This is a genomic window from Rhodospirillales bacterium (assembly GCA_016872535.1).
Lineage (GTDB): Bacteria > Pseudomonadota > Alphaproteobacteria > Rhodospirillales > 2-12-FULL-67-15 > 2-12-FULL-67-15.
In genome coordinates this window covers 1-12,688 of sequence record VGZQ01000084.1, presented here as the reverse complement: position 1 = coordinate 12,688, position 12,688 = coordinate 1, and the positions used below count along the sequence as shown (strand labels likewise).

Below are 12,688 nucleotides of genomic sequence, written 5' to 3'. Positions count from 1 at the left end.
GACGCCCTTGAGGACGATCTCAAGGCGATCGTCGAGCAATGCGCCAACTCGACCAATGTCGTGATGCTGAGCGAGTTCCAGTTGCGGTCTGGCCCCGTCCTGCAGCAATTCATCAATCAGCACGGCGTCATCATCAAGAATCTGTCGGACGAAGTCCTGACCAAACTCGGCGAAATCACCGGCGAAGTCATCTCGGAACTGATCGCGAAGGACAAACTCAGCGCCAAGGTGTTCAAGAGCATGGCCAAGGTCCGCGCGGAGCAAATCGCCTACACCGACGTGACCGAGGCGTCCTTCATCCAGGCCCGGAAGCTGAAGTACAAATTCCCCAGCTGATCGCCCGAATCGCCGACCTCGTTCCCGGACGCGGCCGGCCTTTCCGGCCGCCGGATTTATCGTTGGGGACACGCGCCGCTCGGAAGCGGGATATCGATCCGGAATTCTGCGCAGTTCGCGCAACAGTTTTGTTGAGCAGCAAACATCCGAATTTATCGCTTGATATGATAAATGCGCTTTCCGGATTGAGCCGATCGCGTAAGTCCGCTCTTTGGTCAAGCCAATCCGGCATGGATGGACGAAAATCATGAACTGGTCGGGCAACCGCATCGATTCCCATACAGATGAAGAAAAAGCCGTGACCGCCGTTTCACCGATAACGACGCTCATCGTTCGCATCCAATCGGTGGTTAGGGAAACCGACGACATTCTCCGGCTCGAACTCGTCGATCCATCCGGCAGCGAATTGCCGGTATTCACGGCCGGCGCTCATCTCGATGTTCATATTGCCGACGGGCTGATCCGCCAGTATTCGCTAAGCAGTGATCCGGCCGATCGTCACCGCTACGAAATCGCGGTCTTGAACGAACGCGCGGGACGCGGAGGCTCGAAGGCCCTGCATGAAACTGCCAAGCCCGGCCTGACGTGGACGGTATCCATGCCGCGCAACCATTTTCCTCTTATCGAGGGCGCCAGCCGCCACCTGCTGATCGCGGGCGGGATCGGTGTCACCCCGATGATGGCGATGATCGCGACGCTCGAGGCTCGGGAGGCCGACTGGCGGATGCATTATTGCACGCGCGCGCCGGAAAAAACCGCGTTTCTCGCCCGGCTGAAGCCGTTGATCGACGCCGGCAAGGTAATCATGCATCACGACGGCGGCGATCCGAGTAAGGGACTCGACATCCCCGCAACGCTGAGGTCCGTTGTTCCCGGTACCCATCTTTATTATTGCGGTCCCTCCGGGTTCATGGCCGCCGTTGCCGAGGCCGCGTCGCATTGGCCCAAGGATTCGGTGCATTGCGAATACTTCACGGCCCCGACGGACCGTCCGGCCGTCGCGCGGGCGAACCAGCCGTTCCAGATTAAGCTCAAGAGTAGCGGTAAAGTGCTCGACGTTCCCGCCGATAAGACCATTGTCCAGGTGCTACGCGTTAACGGCATCGACGTCGACACCTCCTGCGAGGAGGGATACTGCGGGACGTGCCTGACCCGTTATCTCGACGGCGAGCCCGAGCATCGGGACACTGTTCTGGATGACAACGATCGCGCGCAATACCTGATGGTTTGCTGCGCGCGTTCGCGTTCCCCCTTGTTGATATTGGATTTGTGACGGAGGAGACCATGGCCGCTCTCGGATACGTTCGCAATTGCTGGTACGTCGCGGGAATGTCTTCGGAATTTCCCGTGGAAAAGCTGACTGGGCACAAGATTGCCGGACGGCTCATCGTCGTTTGGCGCAACAAGGCGGGCAAGATCGTTGCCCTCGAGGATCGTTGCGTGCACAAGCGCTTTCCGCTGTCGCAAAGTCGCTTGCTGCCGGACGGTCGGTTGGAATGCGGCTATCATGGGCTTTGCTATGACAACGAAGGCAAGTGCGTCTTCATCCCCTCGCAGCAGGACATGCCGATTCCGCCGCAGGCGCGGGTGCCGCAAATCCCGGCGATCGAGCAGGACGGAATCGTCTGGGTATGGCCGGGGGATCCGGCGAAGTCGGGCGAAAGCAAGCCGCCGCGCACGCCCGAGGTGATCGATCCGGCGTGGGAAACGATCCATTCCGAACCGATGCGCGTCGGCGCCAACTATATGCTGCTGATCGAGAATCTGCTCGACATTACCCATTTTTATCCGCTGCACGACGGCAACATCGGTGACATCGAAAACAGCAAAATCCCCATCGAGCTGGAGGAAGGGGAAGTCGATGGAAACAAATACGTGATGACCATCCGCAAGGTGGAAAACTACAAGCAACCGCCGTACTTGCAGGACTGGTTCATTTACCCGATCGTCGATCGCCATCATACCCACTGCATGCAGAGCTTCGGATTCTGTCGGGTGGTGATGCGTAACGCGCCGCCGGGCAAGCTGGGCACCGACATGGAGCGCGGTTACGTGCTGATGCACAGCCACACGCCCGTCGACGAACGCAATCTCGTCTGGCGCTGGATTCTCAACTGCAAGGCGGATCATCGTTCGGCCGGCGATCCCAACATGTCGACCGCCAAGCGGGTGGCATCCATGTTTCCCAACGTCGTCGCTCAGGACCGTTGGGCGCTGGAAAAGCAGCAGGAGATGTTCGAGGTACCGGATGAAGGCTATTCCGAACTGTTCCTTCGGCCCGACAAAGGGCTACGCCGCATCCGCCAGATGTTTTCGGCCAAAGTGCGCGAGGAGCAGGCGGCCCGCGCCCAATCCCCGCGCGCGGCGGAATAAGTCTCCGGACTCGCGTCGATGGTCGCCGCGTCCATGCCGAACCAACGCCGCAACGGCCACGGCCCGCTCGCGGGTCTTCGTGTTCTCGAGTTCGGCCAGATCGCAGCTGGGCCGTTCACGGGCTCCTTGCTGGCCGATCTCGGCGCCGACGTGGTCAAAGTCGAGCGCCCCGACGGCGGCGACGGCATGCGCGATTGGCCGCCCTTGTCCGCCCGGGGTAACGGACCGGTCTTTTCGGAAAATTTTGCGTCCCTGAACCGCAACAAGCGGAGCGTTGCATTCGACCTGAAGAATCCGGGCGATCTTGCCAAGTTGCGCGAACTGGCTAGGGTCGCCGACGTGGTGGTGGAAAATTTCCGCGCCGGGGTGTTGAAGCGGCTCGGCCTCGGCTATGACGATCTCAAGGCGGTCAATCCCCGAATCGTCTACTGCTCGATCTCCGGTTACGGTCAAACCGGCCCCTACGCGCACAAGGGCGCGTTCGATGTCACCGTCCAGGGCATGAGCGGCATCATGAGCGTGACCGGCGAAGAGGGCCGGTCGCCGGTCAAGTGCGGCGTTCCGGTCGGGGATTTTTGCGCCGGACTCTACGCGGCCTACTGCATTGCCGTCGGCGTGATGCGGGCGCGCGAAGCGGGCGAGGGCTGCTATATCGACTGTTCGATGCTCGGCAGTCTGATTGGCGTCGCCGCCCTGCAAACCAGCGAGTATTTCGGCACTGGCAAGGCGCCGCGCGCGCTCGGTTCGGCGCACCCCCGCAACGCCCCCTACCGGGCGTTCAAGGCCAAGGACGATTATTTCATCATCGCCGCCGGCAATGACAAGCTGTGGGAAAGCGTTTGCGATGCGGTCGGCAGGCCCGATCTCGCGCGCGATCCGCGCTTCACCTCGCAATTGCTGCGCGCCAAGAACCAGGACGACCTACTGGCGATCCTTGCGCCGTTGTTTCTCGAAAAGACCGCGGCCGAATGGCTGGCGGAAATGGACCGGCGCGGCGTACCGTGCGCGCCGATCAACACCTATCCGGAAATTCTCGCCGATCCGCAGGTCGCCGCCATGGACTTGGTGCGGGCGTTGCGCCTGCCAAACGGCGTCGAGACGCGAACGACCGCATTTCCGGTCGCTATTTCCGGACACCGCTTCGAGGTGTACCGCGAACCGCCCGAATTGGGGCAGCATAACGCCAGTGTGCTGACGGAGTGGCTCGGCCGCGGCGCCTGAGGTCCGGCCGATCCCTATCCGAGGAGACTCTTCGGAACCCGGCAGTTTCGCCTGTTTGCGCCGATTTTCCGGATATAGACGACGGCCATTCACGTCGGCCGACGAAAGCCCCTTGACCGACGATATATCTAAAAAACTGATCTAAATTGCTTAGATATTATCGTTTGATTTGATGTTTCTCTAAGGGGCAAAATATCCTGATTGAGATTGCGGAATTTATCGGTCGACCCCGCGGGCGAGCCGCGCGTCCCGGCGCATCATCAGGAGACAGTCATGGAAATCATCGATCCCGTTACCGGCAAGCGTAAAGCGATCACAGGCACACCGGAGCAGCTGGCGGCACTGAAGCACCTCGCCGATTTGGTCGAAACCGGAAAGAACCAAGAAGTTCCGGCCGCCGTCGATGCAGCCCTCAAGACCGGCATGCCGCCTTACGACGTGCTGATCAACGGCCTTCAGGCCGGTCTCGCCGTTGTCGGTGAGCGATTCAAGCGTCAGGCGGCGTTCATCCCCGAGGTGCTGATCAGCGCGCGCGCGATGAAGGCGGGCGTCGATGTGCTCAAGCCACTGCTGGTCAAGGCCAACAACAAGCCGACGGGCGTCTGCGTTCTCGGCACCGTTCAGGGCGATCTGCACGACATCGGACAAAATCTGGTCGGCATCATGCTCGAAAGCGCCGGCTTCGTCGTCCACAACTGCGGCGTCAACGTCCGCCCGGAGGCGTTCCTGGCCAAAGTCAAGGAGGTCAACGCCGATCTTGTCGGCATGTCGGCGCTGTTGGCCACCACCATGATGAATCACAAGACGACGATCCAATACTTCGCCGACAACGGTTACCGCGATAAGGTCCGATTCATGAGCGGCGGGGCGCCCGTGTCGCCCGAGTTCGCACAGGAAATCGGCGCTGATGGCTACGCCTCCAACGCCCTGGCGGCGATCGAGCTGGCCAAAAAGCTGACGCAATCCGGTTGGAACGGCAACTTCATCAACGGCGATGAGGTCGGTGCCCACATGGCCGCGTGAAGCGCGGCACGGCGCATACCGTTGAACACTGAGATGGGAAAAGAGGCAAGAAGTCGATGGCAACCAAGAAAATGACTCCGATGGAGCGGATGTCGGCCGTGCTCAACAAACGGCAGCCCGATCGCGTGCCGTTTCTGATCACCTCGCGCGAGTTTGGAATCCGCTATTCCGGTCATAAGCACCACGAGGCGTATAAAAATCCCCAGCTCTACATCGAATCTCAACTGAAGATTCTCGAAGATTTCGAGACCGACGGCGTCTGGGACATCTGGTGCACGCCGGCGGTGGACGCGGCGCTCGGCGCCAAGATGGAATTTCCCGACGACGACCCGCCGTGGATTCACGAACCGGTCATCAAAGAACGGTCCGATCTCGCCAAACTGAAGCCGGTCGATCCCCTGACCAACGGTTATATGCCGTATCTCCTGGACGTCGTGCGCGGCCTGAAAAAGGCGGTTGGTCCCGACGTTCCGGTTATCGCCTGGGCGTCGCCGCCTTTCCGCACGGGCTGCATGATTCGCGGTAATACCACGCTTTATCTCGACATTTACGACGATCCGATCTTCGTCAAGGACCTGATGGAATTTACCTTGGCCAACTGCACGGCTTATGGCAAGGCCCTGATCGACGCCGGCGCCGACATCATCACCACGTCGAACCCGGTCGCCAACTACGAGTGCATCTCACTCGACGCGTTCAAGGAATTTGCTCATCCCTACAGCGTACGGATGTTCAAGGCGCTGAAAGCGCACGGCGCCATGGGCATTAATTTCCACACTTGCGGCAACTGGGACGATCGTTACGACCTCTGCGTCGAGGGTGTCGACATGCTCCACTGCGACAAGGTCGATCTGGCCGATTTCTGCCCCAAGTACGCCAAGGATGTAGTCATCATGGGTAACGTCCGTTCGGTCGATAACGTCCTGCGTGGCACGCCGGAGTCGGTCCGCAGGGAAGCGATCGAATGCATTAAAAAGGGGGCACCGAGCATGCGCTACGTCATGAGCAACGATTGCGCCGTGCCGCGCGACAGCAATCCGGCGAACGTCATGGCGATGCGCGATGTGGTGCGCGAATTCGGCGACTACCCGCTGAATTTCTAGAATAGGATCCGCGCCAACGCCCGGACGAAGAAAAAAGCCAAAGGAACGTCGTCAACGGGATAACGGAGGCGTCCCATGCAAAAACCGATGTGGTCGCCGTCGGACGCTCGTGTGGCCCGGTCGAATGTGACGGCGTTCATGCGCGCCCTCGAGTCCGGCCGGGGACTCGCGCTGACCAATTATCGGCAACTGTACGACTGGTCGGTGTCACGGCCGGAGACGTTCTGGGAATCGGTTTGGGATTTCACCGGAATCGTCGCTGAAATGCGCGGCGATACGGTCCTCGCCGACGGCGACGACATGATGGCGGCACGCTTCTTCCCCGACGCGCGCCTCAATTTCGCCGAAAACCTGCTGCGCCATCGGGGCGACGCGCCGGCGGTCATCTTTCGCCGCGAGGACGGGTTGCGCCGCACGCTCACCTACGATCAGCTGCATGATCTGGTGGCGCGTCTGATCGGCGCCTTGCGCGCGCTCGGTATCGACGTAGGCGACCGGGTCGCGGCCATCCTGCCGAACATGCCGGAGGCCCTGGCCTTCATGCTGGCGACCACGGCGATCGGCGGCGTGTGGTCGTCGTGTTCTCCCGATTTCGGGCCGGAAGGGATCGTTGATCGGATCGGGCAAATTGCCCCCAAGGCGCTCATCGCGGTCGACGGATATTACTACAATGGCAAGCGCCACGATCTGACGGCGACGCTGTCGCAGGTATGCCGCCGGTTGCGGTCGATCGAAAAGGTCGTGATCGTGCCCTATGTCTCCGCCACGTCGGCGAAGACGGATCTGCCCGCGGCAGTCGCGCTCGACGAACTGTTGGCCGGTATCCCTGGCGGAGCGATCTCGTTTCGTCGTTTCCCCTTCGACCAGCCGGCGTTCGTGTTCTTTACCTCCGGTACCACCGGCCTGCCCAAGTGCATCGTCCACGCCGCCGGCCGCGCTCTCATCAAGCTGTTCGAGGAACAATGGCTGCAATTCGACGTCAAGCGCGGCGACATCTTCTTTTACTTCACCACCACCGGCTGGAACATGTGGTACACCCTGGTGACCGCCTTGGGGCCGGGTGGAACCATCCTGATGTACGACGGATCGCCGTTCTATCCGACGCCCGATGCCCTGTTCCGAATTGCCGCGGACGAGCGGATCGCGATCTTCGGCACCTCGCCCAAATACCTGGATGCCCTCCGCAAGGCCGGCGTGCGTCCCTGCGGCGGGTTCGACTTGTCGGCGCTGGACACGGTGGTATCCACCGGCGCGCCGCTCGCGCCCGAGAGCTTCGATTTCGTCTATGAGGCGATCAAGCCGGACGTCCGGCTGTCGTCGATTTCCGGCGGCACCGAGTTGGTCGCCACCTTCGCCAACGGCAACCCGATCGGACCCGTGTGGCGCGGCGAGATGCAGGCCCTGACCTTGGGCATGAAGGTGGAGGTCTTCGACGATGCCGGGCGCTCGGTGCGCGGCGAAAAGGGCGAACTGGTGTGTACCGCGCCGTTTCCATCGCGCCCGCTGGGTTTCTGGAACGACCCCGGCAACCAATTGTATTTCAAGACATATTTTTCCCGTTACCCGAACGTTTGGCATCACGGCGATTACGCCGAACTGACCGAGAACGACGGCCTGATCATTTACGGGCGTTCGGACGCGACGCTCAATCCCAGCGGCGTTCGCATCGGCACCGCCGAAATTTACCGCGCGGTCGAGGATCTGGACGAGGTCGCGGATTCCGCCGTCGTCGGGCAGGAATGGAACGGCGATACCCGCGTGCTACTGTTCGTCAAGCTGCGCGACGGCTTCGCGCTCGACGAAGCTCTCGCCGAAAAAATCAAATCCCGCATCCGGCGTTACGCCACGCCGCGCCATGTGCCGGCGAAGATCGTTGAAGTCACCGACATTCCCTATACCGTCAACGGCAAGAAAATGGAGTTGGCGATCGCCAATGTGATTCACGGCCGCCCGGTGAAAAATCTGGGGGCGGCGGCAAATCCGGGCGCCCTCGATCAATTCCGCAACCGCGCCGAGTTGACGGCGTAAACCGCAACCGCACCAGGATCAACAGGAGGACGAACCCATGAAACCGCGCAGAATTAAATATTGGGGCTGGGGCTACGAGGACGATCCGGAAACGCCTCGCGTCCTCATCGACAACATCGAACGCTATTTTTCCAAATTCTTCAGAGTCAGCGGCTTCAACACCATCCCCCTGCCGGCTTTGGATAACGTCAAGATCCGCGCGCCGCGCGTCGCGATCCCGGCCAAGCTCAAGGCCTTCTGCACCGACAGCCGCGAGGAGCGCATTCGGCACGCGCTCGGCCGCTCGCCGATCGACTACGTCAAGATCTTCAACGGCGAATACGAGAATCCGCCCGATATGGTCGCCTACGTGCGCAACGAACAGGACATCGTCGACGTGATGGACTGGGCGGTCGGCGCCAGGGCCGCCATCATTCCCTTTGGCGGCGGCACTACCGTCAACGGCGGCATCGAGCCGCGCCTCGGCGACGCTTATGCCGCCGCCGTCAGCCTCGACACCACACTGCTCAACAAGGTGCTCGAAATCGACGACGTGTCGCGCTGCGCGCGCATTCAGGCCGGCGCCCTCGGGCCCGACCTCGAAGCCCAACTCAAGCGCAGCGGCTTCAGTCTGCGCCATTTCCCGCAGTCGTTCCAGCACTCGACGCTCGGTGGCTGGATTGCGACCCGCTCGGGCGGCCATTTCGCCACCCATTACACGCATATCGACGATTTCGTGGAAAACATGACGCTGATCACTCCGAGCGGCAAGCTGGAAACCCGGCGCATGCCGGGCGACGGCGCGGGTCCCGATCCCGACCGCTTGTTCATGGGTGCCGAGGGCTCGCTCGGGATTATCACCGAAGCCTGGGTGCAGTTGCAGGGACGGATCAAACACCGCAAATCGATCGCCGTATTCTTCGACGATTTTCTCAAGGGTTGTGAGGCCGTTCGGCACATCGCGCAGGCGGGGCTCTATCCCTCCAATCTTCGCATCATCGACGCCGAGGAAGCGCGGGTAAATTACGTGTCCGACAAGAACAAGCACATTCTATTCCTGGCGTTCGAGTCCACCGATCATCCGGTCGATGCCTGGATGGACCGCGCGCTCGAAATCTGCGCGGACTACGGCGGGAAATTCGACCGCTCGATAATGGCCCGACCCGACAGCCATCGCGTCGAGGAGCAGGGCCGCTGGCGCGACATCTTCATGGAAACCAGCTACTACCGCGAAATCACGACGCCGCGCGAAATCATTTACGGCACGATGGAAACGTCGATCACTTGGGATCGGTTCCCTGAGATGTATCACCGGATCAACGACGTCACCGCCAAGGCGATGGTCGAGGCGACTGGGCGCAAGGGGTCGCTAAGCTGTCGTTTCGTGTTTGTCTATCCGGATGGCTGCGCGCCCTACTGGAGTTGGTATTGCCTCGGCAAGCACGGCGCTCTCATCGACCAGTGGAAGCACGTCAAAAAAGCGGCAATCGACGAAATGATCCGTCTCGGCGGCAGCACCACTCATCACACCTCCATCGGGCGCGACCACATGCCGTGGCTGAACCGGCAAACGGACGATTTGTTCCGCAAGGTCCTGCAATCGGCCAAGCGGACGCTCGATCCCCACTGGCTGATGAATCCGGGCGTCATCATTCCTCCCGAGGGCTGATCGAGTCCACGCCGACATAATCCGCCGGTGTCATGATCCCAGCGGTTCTTTACTTAACTTATGGTTCCGGGGTCACATCACTTAGAACGTGACCACGCTACGGATCGACTTGCCCTCGTGCATCAGATCGAAGGCCTTGTTGATCTGCTTCAGCGGCAGAACGTGGGTGATCAGATCGTCGATGTTGATTTTGCCGTCCATGTACCAATCGACGATCTTGGGCACGTCGGTGCGCCCGCGCGCGCCGCCGAAGGCGGTGCCGCGCCAGACCCGGCCGGTGACCAGCTGGAACGGTCGCGTGCTGATTTCCTGGCCGGCGCCGGCGACGCCGATGATCACACTTTCGCCCCAGCCCTTGTGGCAGCATTCCAGCGCTTGGCGCATGGTCTTGACGTTGCCGATGCACTCGAAGCTGTAGTCGGCACCGCCGTCGGTCAGATCGACGATCGCCTTGACCACGTCCTTTTCCTTGGCCGGGTTGACGAAGTGGGTCATGCCGAACTTCTTCGCCAGGGGAACTTTCTTCGGGTTGATATCGACGCCGACGATCTTGTCGGCGCCGACCATGCGCGCGCCCTGGATGACGTTGAGGCCGATGCCGCCGAGCCCGAACACTACCACGTTGGCGCCGGGCTTGACCTTGGCGGTGTTGATCACCGCGCCGATCCCGGTGGTCACTCCGCAGCCGATGTAGCAGACCTTATCGAACGGCGCGTCCTTGCGGATCTTGGCCAGCGCGATCTCGGGCAGCACCGTGTAGTTGGCGAAGGTCGATGTGCCCATGTAATGGAAGATTTTCTTTTTCTTGTAAGAGAACCGGCTGGTGCCGTCGGGCATCACGCCCTGGCCCTGGGTCGAGCGGATCGCCTGGCAGAGATTGGTCTTGCCCGAGAGACAGAATTTGCACTGGCGGCATTCGGGTGTGTAAAGCGGGATTACATGATCGCCCTTCCTGAGCGACTTCACTCTCTTGCCGACTTCGACTACCACGCCCGCGCCCTCATGGCCCAGGATCGCGGGAAAGAGGCCTTCCGGGTCCTCGCCCGAGAGCGTGAAAGCGTCCGTGTGGCAAATGCCGGTCGCCTTGATTTCGACCAGCACTTCGCCTTCCTTTGGCCCTTCCAACTGGACGGTCTCGATGCTTAGCGGTTTTCCGGCCTGGAACGCTACGGCTGCTTTGACGTCCATATGATTTTCTCCCCGGTTGGTGAAAGGACCGCGTCAGGCCTTCTTGGTTTTCGCCACGTGAGTCGCGATGGCGTCCATCAGGGGCGGCGACAGGCAGTCGTAGGGCTCGAGGCCGAGGGTCTTGAGTCGCGCACGGATCGCCGGCATGTCGGCCGGATTGGTGCCGGATTCGATCACCGAGGACACGAACGCCGCGAATTCGGGCGCCGACCAGCCCTTCTCGTTCGACAGTTCGGTATGGATGAAGTCGAGGCCGTAGAACGGATGGTTCTTGTTCTCGATCCGGCCGTACATATGCACGCCGCACTTGACGCAGGCGTGGCGCTGGATCGCCGCGTTGGCATCGACCACTTTCAGCTTTCCTTCGCCGCTGACAACTTGCAACTTGTCGCGCGGCACCACCGCCACCTGGGAAAACAGCGCCCCCGCTGGCTTCCAGCACTTGGTACAGCCGCAGACGTGGTTATGCGCGCTCTGCGCGCTTACCTTGACCATCACCGGATCGCTTGCACACTTGCAGCGCAGCGTTCCGCCTCCGAAATTGGTCGATCCCGGCTGAATCCCGCCATCCACTGCCGGATGGATTTTGACCGTACCCGCCATGTGAACCTCCCTATATCGCTTTCTCTTATCAGGTAAAATCATACAATACTTCGGGTTGCGCGCCTCTATCTTATTCCCAATCAACGCATCGAAACTCTCTATGTGCCCCCATCGCCGCCTTCCATTGGTCGCTCGTTCAATCGGTATTCTGGAAAATAGGGATTTGCACGATGCCGTTCCGGGACATGACCTTGGCTGCGTTCGTCGCGGTCGTTTGGGGGCTTGCCTTCGTCGCCACCAGGATCGCGCTCGACAGCTTCACGCCTGCGCAACTGACGGCGCTGCGTTTTTTGATCGCATGCGTGCCGGTTCTGATCCTGCCCCGACCGAATCTGCCATGGCGCACGCTGGTGCCGATCGGGCTCACACTCTTCGCCGGGCAGTTTTTGCTGCTGTTTTTCGCGTTCACCCGGGGCATGCCGCCGGGGGTCGCGTCGGTCACCCAGCAGATGCAGGTCTTTTTCACGGTTCTCCTGGCGGCGATCGTGCTGCGGGAAATCCCGACCACGCGGCAGATCATGGGCATGGTGACCGCCTGCGCCGGGCTCGCCGCGATTGCTCTCTCGGTCGATGCCGATCTTACGTGGCTCGGGCTCGGCTTAGCGCTGGCCAGCGCCGCCAGTTGGGCGATCGGCAATATCCTGGTGAAGCGACATCCCGGTGCGCCGATGTTGGCGCTGATGGTATGGCTGAGCCTGATTCCACCGTTACCCGCGCTCGCGGTCGCCGCCGCGTTTGACCGAGGTCCATCGCTGCCCACGGCGATCGCCGCCGCCACCTGGGCTGGATGGATCGCCGCCCTTTACCTCGGCGCGGTTGCGACCGTGCTTGCCTACGCCATTTGGGGAAGATTACTGACCCGCTATTCCGCCGCCACGGTCGCGCCGTTCGCACTCATCGCGCCATGCGTCGGGGTTGCTGGCTCAGCGGTCGCGTTCGGCGAGGCATTTCCGCCGTTGCGTTACGTTGGCATGGCCCTCATCGTGGCCGGAGTCGCTGTCACGGTCTGGCCCGTGATCGGACGGCGGAAGGGTTATCAACCCTTGGCGCGATAGTCGGCGATCCGCTGGCGCAAGCCCGGTCGAAAGGCGGAACGCACCAAATCCGCCATGTCCGCATCGCGGGTGTCCCGGACGGTCAGCGCGAGCAGGTGTGCGCGCGCGGG

Annotated in this window: 10 protein-coding genes; 8 read left to right on the top strand and 2 right to left on the bottom strand. The window is 61.3% G+C overall.

Annotated features, from left to right (window positions below; all coding sequences use genetic code 11):
* Positions 1-583 precede the first annotated feature (583 nt).
* From FJ311_13875 to FJ311_13845, 7 genes are all read left to right on the top strand, one after another.
* Entirely contained in the window at positions 584-1,609 is a 1,026-nt protein-coding gene (locus FJ311_13875) for an oxidoreductase (protein MBM3952526.1), read from the top strand.
* Positions 1,610-1,620: 11 nt separating this feature from the next.
* The gene (locus FJ311_13870) at positions 1,621-2,709 is read left to right on the top strand and encodes an aromatic ring-hydroxylating dioxygenase subunit alpha (GenBank protein ID MBM3952525.1); all 1,089 of its coding nucleotides are present in this window, start codon (positions 1,621-1,623) and stop codon (positions 2,707-2,709) included.
* A gap of 33 nt (positions 2,710-2,742) precedes the next feature.
* Positions 2,743-3,930 (top strand): CoA transferase, encoded by a 1,188-nt coding sequence (locus FJ311_13865; protein MBM3952524.1) that lies wholly within the window; start codon positions 2,743-2,745, stop codon positions 3,928-3,930.
* A gap of 333 nt (positions 3,931-4,263) precedes the next feature.
* Entirely contained in the window at positions 4,264-4,953 is a 690-nt protein-coding gene (locus FJ311_13860) for a cobalamin-binding protein (protein ID MBM3952523.1), read from the top strand.
* A 56-nt stretch (positions 4,954-5,009) separates the two neighbouring features.
* Positions 5,010-6,056 (top strand): hypothetical protein, encoded by a 1,047-nt coding sequence (locus FJ311_13855; GenBank protein ID MBM3952522.1) that lies wholly within the window; start codon positions 5,010-5,012, stop codon positions 6,054-6,056.
* A 75-nt stretch (positions 6,057-6,131) separates the two neighbouring features.
* Positions 6,132-8,084: an acetoacetate--CoA ligase gene (locus tag FJ311_13850; GenBank protein MBM3952521.1), complete on the top strand. Its 1,953-nt coding sequence runs from the start codon at positions 6,132-6,134 to the stop codon at positions 8,082-8,084.
* A 37-nt stretch (positions 8,085-8,121) separates the two neighbouring features.
* Positions 8,122-9,732 carry an FAD-binding oxidoreductase gene (locus FJ311_13845; protein ID MBM3952520.1) on the top strand — a complete coding sequence of 537 codons (1,611 nt, stop codon included), beginning with the start codon at positions 8,122-8,124 and terminating at the stop codon, positions 9,730-9,732.
* Positions 9,733-9,813: 81 nt separating this feature from the next.
* Here FJ311_13845 and FJ311_13840 read toward each other — a convergent pair whose 3' ends face one another.
* Positions 9,814-10,920 carry an S-(hydroxymethyl)glutathione dehydrogenase/class III alcohol dehydrogenase gene (locus FJ311_13840; GenBank protein MBM3952519.1) on the bottom strand — a complete coding sequence of 369 codons (1,107 nt, stop codon included), beginning with the start codon at positions 10,918-10,920 and terminating at the stop codon, positions 9,814-9,816.
* A 33-nt stretch (positions 10,921-10,953) separates the two neighbouring features.
* Positions 10,954-11,523 carry an S-(hydroxymethyl)glutathione synthase gene (gene gfa / locus FJ311_13835; protein MBM3952518.1) on the bottom strand — a complete coding sequence of 190 codons (570 nt, stop codon included), beginning with the start codon at positions 11,521-11,523 and terminating at the stop codon, positions 10,954-10,956.
* A gap of 170 nt (positions 11,524-11,693) precedes the next feature.
* Between gfa and FJ311_13830 the strand changes: the two genes are divergently transcribed.
* Complete coding sequence (locus FJ311_13830) at positions 11,694-12,578, top strand: EamA family transporter (protein MBM3952517.1); 885 nt, start codon at positions 11,694-11,696, stop codon at positions 12,576-12,578.
* Positions 12,579-12,688 lie beyond the last annotated feature (110 nt).

Excerpts from the sequence above, each read along its gene's own strand:
- FJ311_13875 (MBM3952526.1), top strand. The coding sequence starts at position 584 with ATGAACTGGTCGGGCAACCGCATCGATTCCCATACAGATGAAGAAAAA.
- FJ311_13870 (MBM3952525.1), top strand. The coding sequence starts at position 1,621 with ATGGCCGCTCTCGGATACGTTCGCAATTGCTGGTACGTCGCGGGAATG.
- FJ311_13865 (MBM3952524.1), top strand. The coding sequence starts at position 2,743 with ATGCCGAACCAACGCCGCAACGGCCACGGCCCGCTCGCGGGTCTTCGT.
- FJ311_13855 (MBM3952522.1), top strand. The coding sequence starts at position 5,010 with ATGGCAACCAAGAAAATGACTCCGATGGAGCGGATGTCGGCCGTGCTC.
- FJ311_13850 (MBM3952521.1), top strand. The coding sequence starts at position 6,132 with ATGCAAAAACCGATGTGGTCGCCGTCGGACGCTCGTGTGGCCCGGTCG.
- FJ311_13845 (MBM3952520.1), top strand. The coding sequence starts at position 8,122 with ATGAAACCGCGCAGAATTAAATATTGGGGCTGGGGCTACGAGGACGAT.
- FJ311_13840 (MBM3952519.1), bottom strand. The coding sequence starts at position 10,920 with ATGGACGTCAAAGCAGCCGTAGCGTTCCAGGCCGGAAAACCGCTAAGC.
- gfa (MBM3952518.1), bottom strand. The coding sequence starts at position 11,523 with ATGGCGGGTACGGTCAAAATCCATCCGGCAGTGGATGGCGGGATTCAG.
- FJ311_13830 (MBM3952517.1), top strand. The coding sequence starts at position 11,694 with ATGCCGTTCCGGGACATGACCTTGGCTGCGTTCGTCGCGGTCGTTTGG.